This is a genomic window from Flavobacterium sp. (assembly GCF_040402895.1).
In the GTDB taxonomy this organism is placed as follows: Bacteria; Bacteroidota; Bacteroidia; order Flavobacteriales; family Flavobacteriaceae; genus Flavobacterium.
This window is the reverse complement of record NZ_JBBALR010000005.1, coordinates 108,830-129,517: the sequence shown is the minus strand read 5'-3', so window position 1 is coordinate 129,517 and position 20,688 is coordinate 108,830. Positions and strand designations below refer to the sequence as shown.

Sequence of the window (20,688 nt, the reverse complement as noted above, 5' to 3'; positions counted from 1 at the left end):
TTTTTAAAAAATTATATTGTATCGAAAAATGTTTTTTTAAATCAATACGAAGAAAAAAAATAAATTTTATTTGTTTTTAAAGATGTATTGGTTGTAAAAAAAAAGTATAAAATATTTTATAAATGTTGTGTTATCACAAAAATTACTTTTTTTTAATCAAAAATATTATCCATTGATGATTGCTAATCAAACAGAAAGAATCAATTTTGCCTCGACAAAAAACATACCGAATTATCCAGATTTTCTAGATATTCAGGTGAAGTCATTTCAAGATTTTTTTCAATTAGAAACTAAATCAGACGAAAGAGGTAACGAAGGTCTTTATAATACCTTCATGGAAAATTTTCCAATAACGGATACTAGAAACCAATTTGTACTGGAGTTCCTAGATTACTTTATTGACCCACCAAGATATACTATCGAAGAATGTATTGATAGAGGTTTAACGTACAGCGTTCCTTTAAAAGCACGTTTGAAGTTGTATTGTACAGATCCGGAGCACGAGGATTTTGAAACTATCGTGCAAGATGTATATTTAGGAACAATTCCATACATGGCACCTAGCGGAACTTTCGTTATTAATGGTGCAGAACGTGTTGTGGTTTCTCAATTACATAGATCACCAGGGGTATTCTTTGGTCAATCTTTCCATGCAAACGGAACTAAATTATATTCTGCCAGAGTAATTCCTTTCAAAGGTTCTTGGATAGAATTTGCTACCGATATCAACAACGTCATGTATGCGTACATTGATAGAAAGAAAAAATTACCAGTTACTACGCTTTTCCGTGCCATAGGTTTCGAAAGAGATAAGGACATCCTTGAAATTTTTGACCTTGCGGAAGAAATTAAAGTGTCTAAAACTGGAATTAAAAAATTCATCGGAAGAAGACTTGCTGCTCGTGTATTAAATACATGGCATGAAGATTTCGTAGATGAAGACACTGGAGAAGTAGTTTCTATTGAACGTAACGAAATTATCTTAGATCGTGATACGATTTTAGATAAAGAAAACGTAGAAGAAATTATTGAAGCAGATGTTAAAGTAATTTTATTACACAAAGAAGATAGCAATCAAGCTGATTTTGCTATTATCCACAACACTTTGCAAAAAGACCCTACGAACTCTGAAAAAGAAGCTGTAGAGCACATATATAGACAATTACGTAATGCCGAACCGCCAGATGAAGAAACAGCTCGTGGTATTATCGATAAATTATTCTTCTCAGACCAACGTTACAATTTAGGTGATGTAGGTCGTTATAGAATGAATAAAAAGTTAAACTTAGATATCCCTATGGATAAACAAGTTTTAACTAAAGAAGATATCATTACGATTGTAAAATACTTAATCGAATTAATTAACTCAAAAGCGGAGATTGATGATATTGACCACTTATCTAACCGTCGTGTTAGAACGGTTGGGGAACAATTATCCGCACAGTTTGGTGTAGGTTTAGCTCGTATGGCTCGTACTATTCGTGAAAGAATGAATGTGCGTGATAACGAAGTCTTTACACCTATCGATCTGATTAACGCAAAAACGTTATCTTCTGTAATTAATTCATTTTTTGGTACCAACCAGTTATCTCAGTTCATGGATCAAACCAATCCATTAGCAGAGATTACTCACAAACGTCGTTTATCAGCACTTGGACCTGGAGGTTTATCTAGAGAAAGAGCAGGATTCGAAGTTCGTGACGTTCACTACACTCATTACGGACGTTTATGTCCTATTGAAACACCTGAGGGACCAAACATTGGTTTGATTTCTTCACTTGGTGTATATGCAAAAGTAAATGGAATGGGATTCATTGAAACACCTTACCGTAAGGTAACTGATGGTGTGGTAGATTTAGAGTCAACTCCAGTTTATTTAAGCGCAGAAGAAGAAGAAGGAAAAATGATTGCGCAAGCAAACATTGAAATGGACGCAAAAGGTAAAATTACCGCTGATAATGTAATTGCTCGTGAAGAGGGAGATTTTCCTGTTGTTTCACCATCTGCAGTGCATTATACAGATGTGGCACCAAATCAAATTGCTTCTATTTCTGCTTCATTAATTCCATTCTTAGAGCATGATGATGCGAATAGAGCCTTGATGGGTTCTAACATGATGCGTCAGGCAGTACCTTTGTTAAGACCAGAAGCTCCTATCGTAGGAACTGGTTTAGAAAGACAAGTAGCGTCTGATTCACGTGTGCTTATTAATGCAGAAGGTTCAGGTATTGTAACGTATGTTGATGCTGATAAAGTGACCATTAAATACGACCGTACTGACGAACAAAGAATGGTAAGTTTTGATGAAGATGAAAAAACATACAACTTAATCAAATTCAGAAAAACCAATCAAAGTACTACTATTAACTTAAAACCTATCGTAATAAAGGGAACAAGAGTTGAAAAAGGTCAAGTACTTTGTGAAGGATATGCTACTCAAAACGGAGAATTAGCTTTAGGAAGAAACCTACAAGTTGCCTTCATGCCTTGGAAAGGGTATAACTTTGAAGATGCGATTGTAATTTCTGAAAAAGTAGTTAGAGATGATATTTTTACCTCTATTCACGTAGATGATTATTCATTAGAAGTTAGAGATACTAAATTAGGTAATGAAGAGTTAACAAATGATATTCCTAACGTTTCAGAAGAAGCTACTAAAGATTTAGATGAAAACGGTATGATTAGAATTGGAGCAGAGGTAAAACCTGGTGACATTCTTATCGGAAAAATTACACCTAAAGGAGAATCAGATCCAACTCCAGAAGAAAAATTATTACGTGCTATCTTTGGTGATAAAGCAGGTGATGTAAAAGATGCTTCGTTAAAAGCATCTCCATCTTTACATGGTGTTGTTTTAGATAAAAAATTATTTGCTAAAGCAGTTAAAGATAAACGTAAGCGTTCTAAAGACAAAGAAGATTTAGACAAACTTGAAATGGAATTCGAAGTGAAATTCACCGAATTAAAAGACAGGTTAATTGATAAATTATTCTTAATAGTAGACGGGAAAACATCTCAAGGTGTTATTAATGATTTAGGTGAAGAAGTATTACCAAAAGGAAAAAAATTCACTAAAAAAATGTTACAAGCGGTAGACGATTTTGCTCACTTAACAAAAGGACAATGGACTACAGACGAACATACCAATTCATTAATTAACGATTTAGTACACAACTATAAAATCAAATTAAACGATTTACAAGGGGTACTAAGAAGAGAGAAATTTACAATTTCTGTTGGAGATGAATTACCTGCCGGAATTTTAAAATTGGCTAAAGTATATATCGCTAAAAAACGTAAGTTAAAAGTTGGGGATAAAATGGCAGGACGTCACGGTAACAAAGGTATTGTTGCAAAAATCGTTCGTCAGGAAGATATGCCTTTCTTAGAAGACGGAACACCAGTAGATATCGTATTAAATCCATTAGGAGTACCTTCTCGTATGAACATTGGACAGATTTATGAAACCGTATTAGGTTGGGCTGGTTTAAGAACTGGTAAAAAGTTTGCAACGCCTATCTTTGATGGTGCTTCATTAGATCAAATTAATGGCTATACGGACGAAGCTGGAATTCCAAGATTCGGTCATACGTACTTATACGATGGTGGAACTGGAGAACGTTTCCATCAACCGGCAACTGTAGGGGTTATTTATATGCTTAAATTAGGGCATATGGTTGATGATAAAATGCACGCACGTTCTATCGGACCATACTCATTAATTACGCAACAACCTTTAGGAGGTAAAGCGCAATTTGGAGGACAACGTTTCGGAGAGATGGAGGTTTGGGCACTTGAAGCATACGGTGCATCAAGTACTTTAAGAGAAATCTTAACTGTTAAATCAGATGACGTAAACGGTAGAGCAAAAACCTACGAAGCAATCGTTAAAGGTGAAACTATGCCAGAACCAGGATTACCTGAATCATTCAATGTATTAATGCATGAATTAAAAGGTCTTGGTTTAGATATCAGATTAGAAGAATAAATAAAATTTGTAGTCAGTTCCATTCAATTGGGACTGAGTACTTATTATAAGAGTTTTTAGGATTTATACCCGTAAACCGTTCCGATTTTTTATAGAAATATAACTAGCACTTACAACGTTAATGTTGAAGTTTAGAGAAGTAAGCCGAGGTAGTTTTTAAGTCCAAAGTCAAAAAGTTCTAATGTCAGAAAGTCTAATGCGACTTTTGACTTTTGACTTTCAAACTTTCGACTTAAATAAGAATCAATTTTAAATTGCACATAAATCAATAGTAAAAACTATGATGAATAATAGAAATAACAAAGACAAAAGTACAGGAGTTAAAAGATTTAACAGAATAACAATTGGTTTGGCATCGCCAGAAGCCATGTTAGGTGAATCAAGAGGTGAGGTGTTAAAACCAGAAACAATCAACTACCGTACTCACAAACCAGAAAGAGATGGGCTTTTCTGTGAACGAATTTTCGGACCAGTAAAAGATTTCGAATGTGCTTGTGGAAAATATAAGAGAATTCGCTACAAAGGAATCGTTTGTGACCGATGTGGGGTAGAAGTTACCGAGAAAAAAGTACGTAGAGACAGAGTTGGGCACATCAATCTTGTAGTGCCAATTGCGCATATCTGGTATTTCCGTTCGCTTCCAAATAAAATTGGTTACGTTTTAGGATTGCCTTCTAAGAAATTAGATATGATTATTTACTACGAAAGATACGTAGTAATCCAAGCGGGTATTGCTAAAGGTCCAGAAGGAGAAGAATTAAACAGATTAGATTTCTTAACAGAAGAAGAATATCTAAATATTGTGGATACTTTACCAATGGAAAACCAATATTTAGATGACAACGATCCAAATAAATTTATCGCCAAAATGGGTGCTGAATGTATTATGGATTTATTAGCACGTACAGATTTAGATGAATTATCATACAAATTACGTCATGCCGCTAATAATGAAACGTCTAAACAAAGAAAAACAGAAGCATTAAAAAGATTAAATGTTGTTGAATCGTTCCGTGAATCTAACAAAAACAGAGAAAACCGTCCAGAATGGATGATTTTAAAAGTAATTCCGGTTATTCCACCAGAATTACGTCCTCTTGTGCCTTTAGATGGTGGTCGTTTCGCAACTTCAGATTTAAATGATTTATACAGAAGAGTAATCATCCGTAACAATCGTTTAAAAAGATTAGTGGAAATTAAAGCGCCAGAAGTAATTTTACGTAACGAAAAACGTATGTTACAAGAAGCGGTAGATTCACTTTTCGATAATACAAGAAAAGCTTCTGCAGTTAAAACAGAATCAAACAGACCATTAAAATCTTTATCCGATTCATTAAAAGGAAAACAAGGTCGTTTCCGTCAAAACTTATTAGGAAAACGTGTTGATTATTCTGCGCGTTCAGTAATTGTTGTAGGACCAGAAATGAAATTGTTCGAATGTGGATTGCCAAAAGATATGGCTGCTGAATTATACAAACCATTCGTTATTCGTAAGTTAATCGAAAGAGGAATTGTTAAAACAGTAAAGTCGGCTAAGAAAATTATCGACAAAAAAGAACCAGTAGTATGGGATATCTTAGAAAATGTTATCAAAGGACATCCAGTATTACTTAACCGTGCGCCTACACTTCACCGTTTAGGTATCCAAGCGTTCCAACCCAAGTTAATTGAAGGAAAAGCAATCCAGTTACACCCATTAGTATGTACGGCATTCAACGCCGATTTCGATGGTGACCAGATGGCGGTTCACTTACCTTTAGGTCCAGAAGCAATTTTGGAAGCACAATTATTAATGTTAGCGTCTCATAATATCTTGAATCCTGCGAATGGAGCACCTATCACGGTACCTTCTCAAGACATGGTATTGGGTCTGTATTACATGACCAAAGAGCGTTTATCAACTCCTGAACATACTATTTTAGGAGAAGGATTAACTTTCTATTCTGCGGAAGAAGTAAATATTGCTTTAAACGAAGGAAGATTAGAATTAAATGCTAGAGTGAAAATTAGAGCAAGAGATTTTAACGAAAATGGAGAGTTAGTAAACCAAATTATTCAAACTACTGCAGGTAGAGTATTATTTAATGAAGTAGTACCTGAAGCGGCAGGATATATAAATGAAGTTTTAACAAAAAAATCGTTAAGAGATATTATTGGTAAAATTTTAGCAGTTACGGATGTGCCTACTACAGCAGCTTTCTTAGATGATATGAAAGATATGGGTTACAAATTCGCATTTAAAGGTGGATTGTCATTCAGTTTAGGTGATATTCGTATTCCAGAACAAAAAACGCAATTAATTGCTGATGCTCGTGTACAAGTAGAAGGTATTTCTATGAACTATAACATGGGACTTATCACAAATAACGAGCGTTACAATCAGGTAATTGATATTTGGACGTCTGCCAATGCACAATTAACAGAATTAGCTATGAAAAATATCCGTGAAGACCAACAAGGTTTCAACTCGGTATATATGATGCTTGACTCTGGTGCAAGGGGTTCTAAAGAACAAATTCGTCAGTTAACTGGTATGCGTGGATTAATGGCTAAGCCGAAAAAATCGACTGCAGGTGGTGGTGAAATTATTGAAAATCCAATTCTTTCTAACTTTAAAGAAGGATTATCAATTTTAGAATACTTCATTTCTACTCACGGTGCACGTAAAGGATTAGCGGATACGGCTCTTAAAACTGCCGATGCAGGATATTTAACTCGTAGATTACATGATGTATCTCAAGATGTTATTATCAATTCTGTTGATTGTGGTACATTAAGAGGTGTAGAAGTTTCTGCATTAAAGAAAAACGAAGAAATTGTTGAAACATTAGGAGAAAGAATCTTAGGACGTGTAGCATTACAAGATGTTGTAAATCCATTTAACTCTGAAATTTTAATTCATGCAGGAGAACACATCACAGAAGCAATTGTTAAAGCTGTTGAAGCTTCACCAATTGAAAAAGTTGAAGTGCGTTCGGCATTAACTTGTGAAGCTAAAAAAGGAATCTGTACAAAATGTTACGGTCGTAATTTAGCCACTGGTAAAATGGCACAAAGAGGTGAAGCTGTCGGTGTAATTGCTGCGCAGTCAATTGGAGAGCCAGGTACACAGTTAACACTTCGTACGTTCCACGTTGGAGGGGTTGCAGGGGGTATTTCTGAAGAAGCGGGAATTTCTGCTCGTTTTGCTGGAAAATTAGAAATCGAAGATTTAAAAACAGTAAAAGGTGAAGATGCAGATGGAAAACCTATCGATATCGTAATTTCTCGTTCTACCGAATTAAAATTACTTGATGTTAATACAGGTATTTTATTAAGTACTCATAATATTCCTTATGGTTCTACTATTTTTGTGAAAGACGGAGATAAAGTAGAAAAAGGAGCTACTATTTGTAAATGGGATCCTTATAATGGAGTAATTGTATCTGAATTTACAGGTAAAATTGCTTATGAAGATTTAGAACAAGGACAATCATTCATGGTTGAAATTGATGAGCAAACAGGTTTCCAAGAAAAAGTAATTTCTGAAGGTCGTAACAAAAAATTAATTCCAACCTTACATATTTATGGTAAAGATGGAGAATTAATTAGATCATACAACTTACCAGTAGGGGCACACCTTATGGTTGATGATGGTGAGAAAATTAAAGCAGGAAAAATTCTTGTTAAAATCCCTCGTCGTTCTTCTAAAGCTAGTGATATTACAGGAGGTTTACCAAGAATTACCGAGTTGTTAGAAGCTCGTAATCCTTCAAACCCGGCTGTAGTTACTGAAATTGATGGTGTAGTTACTTTCGGAAAAGTAAAAAGAGGAAACCGTGAGTTGTCAATTGAATCTAAATTTGGAGATGTTAAGAAATATTTAGTAAAACTTTCCGCTCAAATATTAGTTCAAGAAAACGACTTCGTAAGAGCCGGAACACCATTATCAGATGGAGCAATTACTCCAGAAGATATTTTAAGAATTCAAGGACCATCTGCTGTACAACAGTACTTGGTAAATGAAATTCAAGAAGTGTACCGTTTACAAGGGGTAAAAATTAATGACAAACACTTCGAAGTAGTGATTCGTCAAATGATGAGAAAAGTAAGAATCCAAGATCCAGGAGATACGTTATTCTTAGAAGATCAATTAGCACATACTTCAGACTTTATTCTAGAAAACGATAAGTTATACGGAATGAAAGTGGTAGAAGAAGCGGGTGATTCTTCAAGCTTAAAACCAGGACAAATTATTTCTCCTAGAGAATTAAGAGATGAAAATTCATTATTAAAACGTGAAGATAAAAACTTAGTTACTGCAAGAGATGTAATTACGGCTACTGCAACACCAGTTTTACAAGGTATTACAAGAGCATCGTTACAAACAAAATCATTCATTTCTGCGGCATCGTTCCAGGAAACTACTAAAGTGTTAAATGAAGCCGCTGTTGCTGGTAAAATTGATACATTAGAAGGATTGAAAGAGAATGTAATCGTAGGTCACAGAATTCCTGCAGGTACAGGTATGAGAGATTATGATCACATAATTGTAGGTTCTAAAGAAGAATACAGCGAATTAATGGCTGGAAAAGAAGAATTTAATTACTAATTCTTAATTCTTAATATATCAAAAAAGCCTAGCAGATTTTTTCTGTTAGGCTTTTTTTTAATCAAAAGGTTTTTGTATTATTGCATTAGTCGAAAGTCTAAATTTAGAAATTATTCATTATCCAATACCCAATAAAAATGGAAAACAACAACCAAGAAGGTCAAATCAATATTGAACTAGACGAAAAAGTAGCAGAAGGAACCTATTCCAATTTAGCCATAATCAACCATTCCAATACCGAATTTGTATTAGATTTTATTGCCTTAATGCCTGGCGTTCCGAAAGCTAAAGTAAAATCAAGAATTATTTTAACACCACAACACGCTAAAAGATTATTAAAAGCATTAAACGAAAACATTCATCGTTTTGAAAGCACACACGGACAAATAAAAGAGGAAGAGCATCCGCCAATACCACTAAATTTTGGGCCAACTGGTCAGGCATAGTAAAGAATAGTATTTAATTTTTAATTATAGATCTCAAGGTGATTGCATTTTTTTTTGTAATCGCCTTTTTATTATTATGATACATTTAGAAAAAATAAATAAAACCCAATTAGCCATTATCAAAGATTTGGCTTATGCTATTTGGCCAATTGCTTATGGTGAAATCTTATCAAAAGACCAATTAAATTATATGTTGGATACCTTTTATTCTGTTGAAAATTTAGAAAATCAAATGAATGCGGGTCAAATTTTTGAATTATTTTTTGAAGATAACAAAGTTGTTGGTTTTGTAGCTTACGAATTTAATTGTAATGAAAAGAGCTGGCTTAAAATTCATAAAATTTATTTGTTACCAGAAAATCAAGGTAAAGGCTTTGGAAAATTTATGATTGATGAAATTTTAAGAATCGCTAAAACCAATAATCAGAAAGGTATTTATTTAAATGTTAATAAATACAATAGTGCTAAATTTTTCTATGAGAAATTAGGTTTCACTAATGTAAAAGAGGAAGTAATTGATATAGGAAATAGTTACGTTATGGACGACTACGTAATGGAATATCTGTTCTAATGAAAACAGCATTTTGCGTTAGTGGTTGTAGCGGCATCCTTTTTGTTTTTTGTTGTCTAAGGTTTTAATAGGTAACAAAAAATAAAAAGATATAGCGGAAGACACGACCTGAAAGGGAACGCATAAAAAAAATTATCTATTTCGCTTATCGTAATTTCGGCTTCCGTAATTGGTTTTCTTCTCTCTCAAAATACTGGCGTCTTCTGTTTTACTCGACGGTTCAATCAGTGTATTTAATTCTACGATTTCTTTGTCTGTTAGCGGGCGGTATTTACCAACAGGAACATCTAAAGTGATATTGATAATTCGGATTCGTTTCAAAGAAGTTACTTCGTAATCTAAATATTCACACATACGACGAATTTGTCTATTTAAACCTTGTGTTAAAACAATTTTAAATACAAACTGACTCATTTTTTCTACCTTACATTTTTTGGTAATGGTATCTAAAATAGGCAAGCCATTACTCATTTGCTTAATGAACGTTTCCGTAATTGGTTTATCAACGGTAACTATATATTCTTTTTCGTGGTTGTTTCTGGCGCGTAAAATTTTGTTTACAATATCGCCATCATTGGTCATAAATATTAATCCTTCACTGGCTTTGTCTAATCTTCCAATAGGAAAAACACGTTCGGGATAATTGATGTAATCTACAATATTGTCTGGAATGTTTACATTAGTTGTACACTCAATTCCTGCAGGTTTGTGAAAAGACAAATAAATAGGTTTTTTATTGGCGTTGGTCACTAATTCGCCATTCACACGAACTTCGTCTCCTGGAGCTACTTTGGTGCCTAATTCTGGTACGTTTCCGTTGATGGTGATTCTGCCTTCTTCCAATAATCGATCGGCTTCTCTACGAGAGCAAAATCCTGATTCTGACAAATATTTATTTATGCGTACGAATTGTTCTTCCATTAGACAAAGGTAGTATTTTAGTTTAAATGTTTGTGAGGTTTATTTTGTTTAAAATTCCAATAAAAAAAATTCCAAATTCCAAATTTAAAACTTGGAGTTTGGAATTTTTAATTTGGTTTTTATATGGAGTAAAAGTCTAATATTTCGAATTTTAGACCTTAGCCTTTAAACTTTCGACTAATACTATTACATTTTGGCAAAAATTTTCGCCATTTTTTCTCTTTCTTCATCAGCTAAAATACTATCAACTAAAATACGACCACTATGTTCATCTGTTAAGATTTTCTTTCTACCAGCAATTTCCATTTGAGTTTGTGGTGGAATGGTAAAGAAAGAACCTGCAGAGGCGCCACGTTCGATAGAAACAACTGCTAAACCATTTACAACACTATTTCTAATTCTGTCGTAAGCCGCTAATAAACGCGCTTCAATTTTTCCTCTAAAATCATTAGATTTTTCGATTAAAAAGTTTTCGTCTTTTTCTGTTTCTGCCATAATATCACTTAATTCTGCTTTTTTATGTTTTAAGTGATTTTGCTTACTATCCAGTTTGTCTTTAGTTTGATTAACAATTTCTTTTTTGTTTTCTAAAGTAACTTTCATTTCTTTAATTTGCTTTTCAGCTAATTGAATTTCTAATTCTTGAAATTCAATTTCTTTTGATAAAGAATTAAATTCTCTATTATTTCGCACATTTTTTTGTTGCTCCGTATATTTTTTTATTGCTGCCATATGGTCATCAATATTGTTCTTTTTTTCTTTTGCTTGATTATCAATGTTCTTTAAATCGTCGTTTAATTTCTCTAAACGTTTAGATAATCCAGCTACTTCATCTTCTAAATCTTCCACTTCTAAAGGTAATTCTCCTCTTACGTTTCTAATTTCGTCAATTTTAGAATCAATTAATTGTAAAGCATAAATTGCTCTTAACTTTTCTTCTACGCTTAGTTCTTTTGTATTTGCCATATTGTTAAAAATATTTAACGGGATTTGTATTTAATTCTGATAAAATGATTGCAAAATTAGTGATTTTTTCTTTAAGAAAGTCAACAATATAATTTTTTGTATATCTTTCGCTTTCAAAATGTCCAATATCCGCTAAAAGCAGCTTGTTTTCAGCTTCATAGAACTGATGATATTTTAAATCAGCGGTTAAAAAAGCATCTGCTCCAGCTGCAATGGCATTTTTTATAGCAAAACTTCCACTTCCACCTAAAACTGCTACTTTCTTGATTGGAGTTGTTGAAAATTGACTATGACGAATGCCTCCACATTCCATTTTTTCTTTCACAAATTGTAAAAAGTCGATGGGTTTCATGGGCTGTTCTAATTCGCCAATCATACCTAAGCCAATATTTTGGTGTTCATTTTCAGTTTTGTAAATTTCATAGGCCACTTCTTCGTACATATGATTTGAAAAGAGGGCACGCAAAATAGTATTTTGTAACTGTTTTTCAAAAGTTACTTCGATTTTAATTTCGTCTTCATTTTGTAAAACATGTTTTTCACCTATTATTGGATTGCTGTTTTCATTACCCATGAAAGAGCCAATTCCAGAAGAAACGAAACTACAATTATCATAATTTCCAATACTACCAGCACCTGCCTCAAATAAGGCTTGTTTGACTTGGTTTTCGTTTTCAGGTTTAGTATATGTAACTAATTTATAAATGAAATTTTGTTTGGGAATTAGAACTTTAGTTTTCGTTAAACCTAGCGCATCACAGAAAATTTTATTCACTCCATTTTGATGATTATCTAATGCAGTATGAACAGCATAAATGGCAATATCATTTTTTAAGGCTTTGATAATCGCTCGTTCGACATAATTTTTTCCAGTTATTTTTTTTAATCCTGAAAACAAAATAGGATGGAAGCAAACTACTAAATTACATTTTTTGGAAATGGCTTCATCTATAACTTCTTCTAAAGCATCATGACAAACCAAAATTCCAGTAATGTCATTTGTATGACCAACTAACAGCCCAACATTGTCAAAATCTTCAGCATAAGCTAAAGGAGCTAATTGCTCTAGATGTTTTGTGATTTCAGATAATTGCATTTTATATTTTAGTAATTTTGTATTTTTCAAAGATAAAAAATGCAATTGATTTTAAATATAATTTACTTGAAATTTAATTCATGCGATTTTTGTACTTTTGTAGGTGATAATTTAGATAACTAACTATGGTTTTTTTAAGAAAATTACTTTTTCCACTTGGGGGTTTCTATTGGTTAATCACTTTTATTAGAAATTGGCTATACGATTTAGGTATTTTTACTTCAAAATCATATGATTTACCGATTATTGCAATAGGAAATTTAAGCGCAGGAGGTACAGGTAAAACGCCTCAAACAGAATATATCATTCGATTATTAAAAGATACTTATAAAATTGCTGTTTTAAGTCGTGGATACAAACGAAGTACAAAAGGTTTTGTGTCGGCAAATGATATTGTTTCTGCTGCCGAATTAGGTGACGAGTCGTATCAAATTCATACAAAATTTAAAGATATTGCTGTTGCCGTTTGTGAAGACAGACAAATTGGAATTGAAAACTTAATTTCGAATAGCAATCCAGATATTATTTTGTTAGACGATGCGTTTCAGCATAGAAAAGTTAAAGCAGGTTTTTATATTTTATTAACAGCATATGACGATTTGTTTTCAGATGATTTTATTTTGCCTTATGGAAATTTGCGGGAAAGTGCCATTGGTAAAAAGCGCGCCAACATAATTGTTGTAACGAAATGTCCTCAAAATATTACAGAAAAAAACAAAGATAAAGTAAAACTAAAATTAAACGTAAGTGTACCCGTTTTTTTTACTTCAATTGATTATGATACTAATGTTTATAGCTCTTTAAACAGTATAGAAGTTTCTGAAATTAAAACAATAGAAAAAGTAATTCTTTGCGGAATTGCTAAACCAAAATATTTTATTGATTATTTAAATTCAGGTAACGATAAAGTTATGATTTATCCCGACCATCATAATTTTTCAGAAGTGGAAATTTTAGAATTAAATGAACTTTCAAAAGATAAAATTATAGTGACTACAGAAAAAGATTTTATGCGCTTAAACGGAAAAATAAACGGGAGTAACTTATTTTATTTGCCTATACAAACCAAATTTATCTCAGAAAAAGAAAAATTTGATTCGACACTTACTAGTTGGGTAAAAAAATTAAACTAAAAATTCACTAATTACAGTATAGAAATAATCTGGATTAAAAGGTTTAGTAATTACTTCATTCATGCCGAAAGAAAGTAACATTTCTCTATTTTCGTTTAAAGAAATTGCGGTTAATGCTATAATCGGTGTAGTTTTATCAAATTTTCTAATTTCCGCAGTAGCTTCTGTTCCGTTAATTCCTGTTAAGTGTACATCCATTAAAACCAAATCAAAGGTGTTATTTTGCATAGCTACAATAGCATCTTCTCCATTATCAATAATACTGCAAATCATACCTTTGTTTTCGACCATTTTTTTAGTAATCATTTGGTTGATTTTGTTGTCTTCAACCAATAAAACGGTTTTATTTTTTAAGTTTACATATGAAGTAACTTTCTTGTTTTCATGGTTTAAGATAATTTCTGCGTTAGACTTCCCAAAATTTAAATCGAAATACAGTTTAGTCCCTTCGTTTTCTTTACTTTCTAAATGGATTTCACTACCTAATAATTCAATAATCTTTTTGACAATTGAAAGTCCTAAACCAGTTCCGCCATATGTTCTGTTTATTTCTACAGAACCTTGAGAGAAACTATCAAAAATGTTTGCAATTTTGTCTTCTGGTATTCCTATACCATTATCTTGAATTACGAAATTTAACGTTACTGTATCTTCAACTTCTTTTATTGTTTTTACGGAAAGCGTTACCTTGCCGTTTTTGGTAAATTTGATGGAATTATTGATTAAATTTATTAAAATCTGAGATAATTTTGTTGGATCGCCAAGTAAATTTTTGTGGTTTTCTAAATCTAAATCTAATTTAAAATCAATATTATTTTGTTCTATAAACCCATTGAACGATTCGCGAATATTTTGAATTAATTTTTCTAAATTGAAATTAATTTTTTCAATTTGAATTGTATTTGATTCTAGTCGGTTAATTTCTAATATGTCGTTAATAAAACTTAAAAGATAATTTCCGGAAAACTCTAGCGATTTTAAATAATTTAATTGCGTTGATTTTGGATTTTCTTGCAAAAGTAAATGTGTAATTCCATTTATAGCATTTAAAGGTGTTCGTAACTCATGACTTACCGTAGATAAAAACTCAGATCGGGCATTCGAGGCGAGCTCTGCTTTTTCTTTTTGATCGGTCAATTCTTCGTTTTTTTCTTGTAAAAGTTTATTTGTAACCGTTCTTATTTTGTTGTTTTTATATAAAGAAAAACTCAATAATGATAAAATAGCAATTAATACAATACTCATTATACTGATTAGCTTGTTAAATCGAATAGCTTTTAATTGTTCGTTTTTTTCTTTTTCAAGTTTCTCAACTATTTCTAATTGATTGTCGTGCTCTTTTTTGTTGATTAGTAAGTCTGTATTAGAAAGACTAGAGTTGTTTTTAAACTCATTTAAGGTTAAAAATTCTTTTAAATAAAAATTAGATAATTTATAATCTTCTTGCTTTTCACTTATCAAAATAAGATTATTTAAAATTTTCTTTTTTGAAATGCCAACAGTATTATTTTCCACCAATTTCAAAGCTCTTTTAGAAAAATCTAATGCTTTTTCGTAGTCTTCTTGCGAGAAATAAATTTTGCTAAGCTGATAAAGAGCTTCAATTTTACTTGGTTCTACATCTCTACTCTTATTGGCGATATTATTAAATACAATAATCGCTTCTTCTAATTTATTATTAGCTTTTAAAGTTAATCCTTTTTGAAGTTCAATTAACACCAATGTATTATTAGAGCTGATTTTGTTGTAAATGGAATAGGATTTGTTGAAATATAATTTGGCGATTTTAAAATTTCTTTTTTCTAAATATAAAGTTCCTAATGCATAATTAGTTTTTGCTACTTTAGAAGAGTTTATTTGATTGATTTCAAAGTAATTAGAACATTTTATTAAGTTTATTATTGCTTCATTATAGTTGTTGTTTTCTAAATAGATACTTCCTAAAAAATAGTAACAATCATATAATTTTTCATTGTTTTTATACAATTTTGAATATTCAATTGCTTTCTGAACATACTTTATGGCATCTTTAGAGTTGTATTTTTCTTCAAAAGAATAGTTGGCTAATTCTAGAAAATAGCTGATACTATCCGTTTTGTTTTTCTTAGTTTGAGAAAAAGTAAATAGAGAAAAAAGAGTAATAAGAAAAAAGAGTTTTTTCATTATTTAGTATTCAAAATATGAATTTAATAATGTTAAAATTAATCATTATTTTTTGATAAAAAAAGAATTAAATCAATAATACGCGAAGAATATCCAATTTCATTATCATACCAACCCACTATTTTAACCATTTTGTCAATTACGGAAGTTAGTTGCGCATCAAATACACATGAATTTTTATTGCCAATAATATCTACGGAAACAATTGGATCTTCTGTATAGGCTAAAATATTTTTCAATTCGTTTTCAGCGGCATTTTTAAAGGCTAAATTAATTTCTTCAATAGTAACTTTTTTGTTTACATTAAAAGTAATATCTGTTAATGATCCATCCGGAACAGGAACTCGAATGCCACATCCGCCAATTTTTCCATTCAATTCTGGAAAAATTTTTGTTATTGCTTTTGCAGCACCCGTTGTAGTTGGAATTATAGATTGCGAAGCACCTCGCGCACGTCTTAAATCTTTATGTGGTTGGTCGTGTAAGCTTTGGTCGGTAGTGTAGGAGTGAACAGTTGTTATATAAGCTTGTTCAATACCACACAATTCTTGAATTATTTTAAGCATTGGAGCGGCGTTATTTGTAGTGCAGCTTGCGTTTGAAATAACTGTTTCCGAGCCATCTAAAATATGTTCATTAACACCTAAAACTACTGTTTTGATTTTTTCATCTTCGGGAGGCGCGGATAAAATTACTTTTTTCGCTCCAGCTAAAATATGTAAGCCAGCGGTTTCTGTAGTTTTAAATTTTCCTGTAGACTCAATCACTAAATCGATATTTAGATTTTTCCAAGGTAATTTAGAAATATCACTTTCGTGGAAAAATTGAAATTGTAAATCGTCAAGTAATAACGTTTCATTTTCGGTGGAAATAGAATGTGGTAAAACACCGTGAATGCTATCATATTTTAATAAATGACACATGGTTTTGATGTCTGCAATGTCATTTATTGCTACAATATCTATTTGGGGATGGTCGAGTAATAATCGGAAAACATTTCTTCCAATTCTTCCAAAACCATTTATAGCGACACGTATTTTCATTTTTAGTTTGTTTGTTTATTTGTTAATTCGATTGTATGTTAAAAGGGGCTACTTCTAAACAAAAAACAAATAACCGAATCAACTATTTTAATGAATATGTTTCTCAGCATGATATGAAGAACGAACTAACGGGCCGCTTTCTACATGAATAAAACCTAATTCTTTACCGATTTTTTCGTATTTCTCAAATTGTTCAGGTGTGATGAATTCTTTTACAGGCAAATGTTTTTTACTTGGTTGTAAATATTGACCAATAGTTACCACATCAACTTTTGCGTCTTTTAAATCGTGTAAAGTTTGAATCACTTCTTCTTCTGTTTCGCCTAATCCAAGCATGATTCCAGATTTAGTTCGGTTTAAACCTTGCTCTTTTAAATATTTTAAAACCGCTAAACTTTTATCGTATTTTGCTTGAATACGTACTTCACGAGTTAATCTTCGTACTGTTTCGATATTATGAGAAACTACTTCGGGTGCTACTTCTATAATTTTATCTAAATGTTTTTCACTTCCTTGAAAATCCGGAATTAGTGTTTCTAAGGTAGTTTTCGGATTCATTCTTCTGATGGCTTTTACGGTTTCCGCCCAGATAATGGTTCCCATATCTTTTAAATCGTCTCGATCAACACTTGTAATTACAGCATGCTTAATATTCATAATTTTAATAGAACGGGCTACTTTTTCTGGTTCTTCCCAATCTACATTTTCAGGGCGACCTGTTTTAACTCCACAAAACCCACAAGAACGAGTACAAATGTTTCCTAAAATCATAAATGTCGCTGTTCCTTCACCCCAGCATTCTCCCATATTTGGACAACTACCAGAAGCGCAAATGGTATTTAATTTGTACTTGTCAACTAAACCTCTAAGTTCCGTATATTTTTGTCCAACTGGTAATTTTACACGAAGCCATTTAGGTTTTGGTGTAGGAGGAAATACGCTTTCTGTTGCCATAATTTGAATATAAAATCTACTGCAAATATACAAAACGCAATAAAATTAATTCCTTTTTTAAAGTCTTATTTTTCAATTGTAACATAATGCTAACTTTTGTTTAATTATTTTGTTTTACTCTGTTTTTTGAAATATTTTCAAAAAAAAACCACATAATAAACGTATTATATGGTTTTGAAAATTACAAGAAAATATAACTATTTTTATTCTGTTTCAAGTAGATTAATTTGAATTGGAAGTCTTTTTTCGCTTCTTACCACTTCGCCATTAACACGGCCTGGTGTCCATTTCTTTTTCATTGATGTTAACACTCTTATCGCTTCTTTTTCTAATGCTTTATCTCCTTTACTTACCATTCGGATATCGGTCATGGATCCATCTTTTTCAATTACAAAAACCATTTCAATAAATAAAACTTCTTGATCGAAAGAATTTGGAACTTTATAATTTTCAGCAATAAAAGTTCTGAACTTGTTAATTCCCCCAGGAAAACTTGCTTCTGTACCCAATACGCCTTTATATACACTAGTGCCAGTTCCACTTCCTTGCGTGTTTGTTGTACTTGGAGTAGTAGAATTGCCTAACGGATTTCCAATTGGTCCCGGATTCCCATTTTCACTTCCATTTGGATTGAAGGGTGTAGTGTAATCTGGATTTATGGGTTCCACAATAGGTTTTACTTCTGTTCTAGCTACAACAACTGGTGGGACTTTATTAGGAGTTATATTTAATTTTGGCTTATCGGTTCCTTTTTTAATAACAGATTTAGGTTCTATTTGTGGCGTTATTCTAACTAGCGTTAATTTTTCTAGAGGTGTGATAGGGCAATTTATAACATCTTCAGATTTAATTTCAGGAGTTGTAAAGGAAAACAACCCAATTCCAAAAGCAATAAATCCAAAAGTTAGAAGCATGGCTTTTATGGTAGTTGCATCGCTTTCTTTTCTTAATTGGTAAGCGCCATACGCTTTGTTTCGGTGTTCGAAAGCTATTTCTAACCAATTTTCGTTTTGTACATTGAAGTTTGACATAATATATAGTTTTAAAGGTTACAACTTGTGTATAATTTAAACTATATGAAATAATCGTGCCAAAAAACCTGTTTTTGAAGTAAAAAGTTGAATTATTATTATTTTTTGCTAATAATTTCTGCTAATAATTTTTTAGCGCGAAGCAGTTTTATTTTAATATTGTTTAGCGGTTCGTTCAATTGTTCTGCCATATCTTGATAACTCATTTCTTGAAAGTAGCGTAATTGAATAACTTCTTGATAGGCAGGTTTTAATTGCTTAATTTGTAGTAGTAATTGCGATAAGTTTTGTTCAGTAATTAACTTATCTTCGATAGTTGGTGTACTGTCTAAAACTTGATTGGCTAAGCCATTTTCTTCACTCGTGATTTCTAAAAACAACGTAGACTTTTTTTTGCGAAGTAAATCAATATGAGCATTTTTAGCAATAGCAATTAACCAAGTATTAAATCCAAATTCAGGGTTGTATGTACTTATTTTATCAAATGCTTTAGCAAATGTTTCTATTACGATATCTTCTGTGTCCGTTTCATTTTCAGTACGTTTTAGCATATATCCGTACACTTCATTCCAATAAAAATCTAGAAGAAAAGTAAAAGCCACTTGATCGCCAAGTTTTGCTTTTTGAATGTTTATACCTATTTTTTCTTGTTTTACTTCCAATGTTCGGGTTTGTGTATCAAATTGGTAAAAGCTACTCGTATTTGAGTTATGATTAAAATTATTTCAAAAATTGGATACCAAAAAATAATATCTTTTTCTTTTAATTTGGCTGCGCCAAAACCAAAAACTATCCAGTTAAAAATGTATCTAAAACCAATAACACTTGATACAATAATCCAATTATATTGGAAAGATAGTAAAATTATGGCCAAAACAATACAAAATATTTGTGCAATGAAATAGAGTGCAAGTTGCATTTTGTCAAAAATCTTGTAATGTTTTTTGGTTGAGGTTTCCTTTCTTTTCTGATTTAACCAAGCTTTATAAGTAGTTTTTGGTTCAGAATAGGTAAAACTATTTGGACTATAACAAATGGTTGTATTGCTTGCATTTGCAGCTTCGTTAATAAATAAATCATCTTCTCCAGAACGAACTCGAATGTGATTGATAAATCCGTTTACGTTGAAAAATTCCGATTTTTTATATGCTAAATTTCTTCCAATTCCCATATAAGGTTTTCCTGTTTTTGCCCAAGAAAAGTACTGTATGGCAGAAATAACACCGTCAAAGCGAATTATTTTATTTAATAAAGAACCTTTAATTTTATTAAAGGCACCATATCCTAAAACGATAGTTTTTTTGAATGAAAAATGCGAGGTCATTTCTACTATCCAATCCTCAGAGATTACATTGCAATTCGCATCTGTAAATAATAAATATTCATTTTTTGCTGCTTTTATGCCTAAGGTTAATGCGAATTTTTTGTTTCCCCAAAAAGCTTCATTGTTTTTTACTTTAACTAATTTAACAAAAGGATATTGCTTTTCATATTCTTCAAATAAGTCTAATGTTTCGTCATTAGAAGCATCATCAATAAGTACTAATTCGTAATTTGGATACTTTTGAGAAACTAAAATAGGAAGTTGTATTACTAAATTTTCATATTCGTTTTTTGCCCAAACAAGTACTGAAACAGGTACGCTTTTTGGCGTTTCTTTCTTAGGTTTAACAAACGAAAAACGACTGAAAACAAACGATTGGTAAACAAATTGAATGCCAAAAAAAACTAAAAATGCAATAAAAAGTATAAATAATGTTGTTTCCATGTATTTTTTAAAAGTTG

Annotated in this window: 14 protein-coding genes; 5 read left to right on the top strand and 9 right to left on the bottom strand. The window is 31.8% G+C overall.

Going from position 1 to position 20,688, the window contains the following annotated elements; all coding sequences use genetic code 11:
- Nucleotides 1-175: 175 nt before the first annotated feature.
- The 4 genes from rpoB (at nucleotide 176) to ABWP60_RS06265 (ending at nucleotide 9,596) form a co-directional block, all read left to right on the top strand.
- On the top strand, nucleotides 176-3,988 hold the full coding sequence (gene rpoB / locus ABWP60_RS06280; protein ID WP_353150092.1) for a DNA-directed RNA polymerase subunit beta: 3,813 nt from the start codon (nucleotides 176-178) through the stop codon (nucleotides 3,986-3,988).
- Nucleotides 3,989-4,268: 280 nt separating this feature from the next.
- Nucleotides 4,269-8,579, top strand: coding sequence for a DNA-directed RNA polymerase subunit beta' (gene rpoC / locus ABWP60_RS06275; protein ID WP_353150089.1), 4,311 nt, complete (start codon nucleotides 4,269-4,271; stop codon nucleotides 8,577-8,579).
- A gap of 137 nt (nucleotides 8,580-8,716) precedes the next feature.
- Nucleotides 8,717-9,025, top strand: a complete 309-nt coding sequence (locus ABWP60_RS06270) for a DUF3467 domain-containing protein (protein WP_353150085.1) — start codon at nucleotides 8,717-8,719, stop codon at nucleotides 9,023-9,025.
- A 76-nt stretch (nucleotides 9,026-9,101) separates the two neighbouring features.
- Nucleotides 9,102-9,596, top strand: coding sequence for a GNAT family N-acetyltransferase (locus tag ABWP60_RS06265; protein ID WP_353150082.1), 495 nt, complete (start codon nucleotides 9,102-9,104; stop codon nucleotides 9,594-9,596).
- Between the two features lie 132 nt (nucleotides 9,597-9,728).
- Here ABWP60_RS06265 and rluF read toward each other — a convergent pair whose 3' ends face one another.
- The 3 genes from rluF to ABWP60_RS06250 form a co-directional block, all read right to left on the bottom strand.
- On the bottom strand, nucleotides 9,729-10,517 hold the full coding sequence (rluF, locus tag ABWP60_RS06260) for a 23S rRNA pseudouridine(2604) synthase RluF (protein WP_353150080.1): 789 nt from the start codon (nucleotides 10,515-10,517) through the stop codon (nucleotides 9,729-9,731).
- 186 nt (nucleotides 10,518-10,703) lie between these two features.
- Entirely contained in the window at nucleotides 10,704-11,483 is a 780-nt protein-coding gene (locus ABWP60_RS06255) for a zinc ribbon domain-containing protein (RefSeq protein ID WP_353150077.1), read from the bottom strand.
- Nucleotides 11,484-11,487: 4 nt separating this feature from the next.
- Nucleotides 11,488-12,579, bottom strand: coding sequence for a Nif3-like dinuclear metal center hexameric protein (locus ABWP60_RS06250; RefSeq protein WP_353150074.1), 1,092 nt, complete (start codon nucleotides 12,577-12,579; stop codon nucleotides 11,488-11,490).
- 125 nt (nucleotides 12,580-12,704) lie between these two features.
- On the opposite strand from ABWP60_RS06250, the gene lpxK reads away from it, so the two are divergent.
- Entirely contained in the window at nucleotides 12,705-13,712 is a 1,008-nt protein-coding gene (gene lpxK / locus ABWP60_RS06245) for a tetraacyldisaccharide 4'-kinase (RefSeq protein WP_353150072.1), read from the top strand.
- Here lpxK and ABWP60_RS06240 read toward each other — a convergent pair.
- From ABWP60_RS06240 to ABWP60_RS06215, 6 genes are all read right to left on the bottom strand, one after another.
- Entirely contained in the window at nucleotides 13,704-15,875 is a 2,172-nt protein-coding gene (locus tag ABWP60_RS06240) for a tetratricopeptide repeat-containing hybrid sensor histidine kinase/response regulator (RefSeq protein ID WP_353150070.1), read from the bottom strand. The genes lpxK and ABWP60_RS06240 overlap by 9 nt on opposite strands.
- Before the next feature lie 38 nt (nucleotides 15,876-15,913).
- A complete protein-coding gene (gene gap, locus ABWP60_RS06235) occupies nucleotides 15,914-16,918 on the bottom strand; it encodes a type I glyceraldehyde-3-phosphate dehydrogenase (RefSeq protein ID WP_353150068.1) in 1,005 nt (334 codons plus the stop codon).
- A gap of 87 nt (nucleotides 16,919-17,005) precedes the next feature.
- The gene (gene lipA, locus ABWP60_RS06230) at nucleotides 17,006-17,872 is read right to left on the bottom strand and encodes a lipoyl synthase (RefSeq protein ID WP_091309295.1); all 867 of its coding nucleotides are present in this window, start codon (nucleotides 17,870-17,872) and stop codon (nucleotides 17,006-17,008) included.
- A gap of 203 nt (nucleotides 17,873-18,075) precedes the next feature.
- Nucleotides 18,076-18,903, bottom strand: coding sequence for an energy transducer TonB (locus ABWP60_RS06225; RefSeq protein WP_353150064.1), 828 nt, complete (start codon nucleotides 18,901-18,903; stop codon nucleotides 18,076-18,078).
- Nucleotides 18,904-19,001: 98 nt separating this feature from the next.
- The gene (locus tag ABWP60_RS06220) at nucleotides 19,002-19,565 is read right to left on the bottom strand and encodes an RNA polymerase sigma factor (protein ID WP_353150061.1); all 564 of its coding nucleotides are present in this window, start codon (nucleotides 19,563-19,565) and stop codon (nucleotides 19,002-19,004) included.
- Entirely contained in the window at nucleotides 19,556-20,671 is a 1,116-nt protein-coding gene (locus tag ABWP60_RS06215) for a glycosyltransferase (RefSeq protein WP_353150059.1), read from the bottom strand. The genes ABWP60_RS06220 and ABWP60_RS06215 overlap by 10 nt, the downstream gene beginning before the upstream one ends.
- Nucleotides 20,672-20,688: the final 17 nt, after the last annotated feature.

Bases quoted from the DNA above. Each gene is read 5' to 3' on its own strand.
- lipA (WP_091309295.1), bottom strand. From the start codon at position 17,872: ATGGCAACAGAAAGCGTATTTCCTCCTACACCAAAACCTAAATGGCTT.
- rpoB (WP_353150092.1), top strand. From the start codon at position 176: ATGATTGCTAATCAAACAGAAAGAATCAATTTTGCCTCGACAAAAAAC.
- rluF (WP_353150080.1), bottom strand. From the start codon at position 10,517: ATGGAAGAACAATTCGTACGCATAAATAAATATTTGTCAGAATCAGGA.
- rpoC (WP_353150089.1), top strand. From the start codon at position 4,269: ATGATGAATAATAGAAATAACAAAGACAAAAGTACAGGAGTTAAAAGA.
- ABWP60_RS06250 (WP_353150074.1), bottom strand. From the start codon at position 12,579: ATGCAATTATCTGAAATCACAAAACATCTAGAGCAATTAGCTCCTTTA.
- lpxK (WP_353150072.1), top strand. From the start codon at position 12,705: ATGGTTTTTTTAAGAAAATTACTTTTTCCACTTGGGGGTTTCTATTGG.
- ABWP60_RS06255 (WP_353150077.1), bottom strand. From the start codon at position 11,483: ATGGCAAATACAAAAGAACTAAGCGTAGAAGAAAAGTTAAGAGCAATT.
- ABWP60_RS06215 (WP_353150059.1), bottom strand. From the start codon at position 20,671: ATGGAAACAACATTATTTATACTTTTTATTGCATTTTTAGTTTTTTTT.
- ABWP60_RS06240 (WP_353150070.1), bottom strand. From the start codon at position 15,875: ATGAAAAAACTCTTTTTTCTTATTACTCTTTTTTCTCTATTTACTTTT.
- ABWP60_RS06225 (WP_353150064.1), bottom strand. From the start codon at position 18,903: ATGTCAAACTTCAATGTACAAAACGAAAATTGGTTAGAAATAGCTTTC.
- gap (WP_353150068.1), bottom strand. From the start codon at position 16,918: ATGAAAATACGTGTCGCTATAAATGGTTTTGGAAGAATTGGAAGAAAT.
- ABWP60_RS06270 (WP_353150085.1), top strand. From the start codon at position 8,717: ATGGAAAACAACAACCAAGAAGGTCAAATCAATATTGAACTAGACGAA.
- ABWP60_RS06265 (WP_353150082.1), top strand. From the start codon at position 9,102: ATGATACATTTAGAAAAAATAAATAAAACCCAATTAGCCATTATCAAA.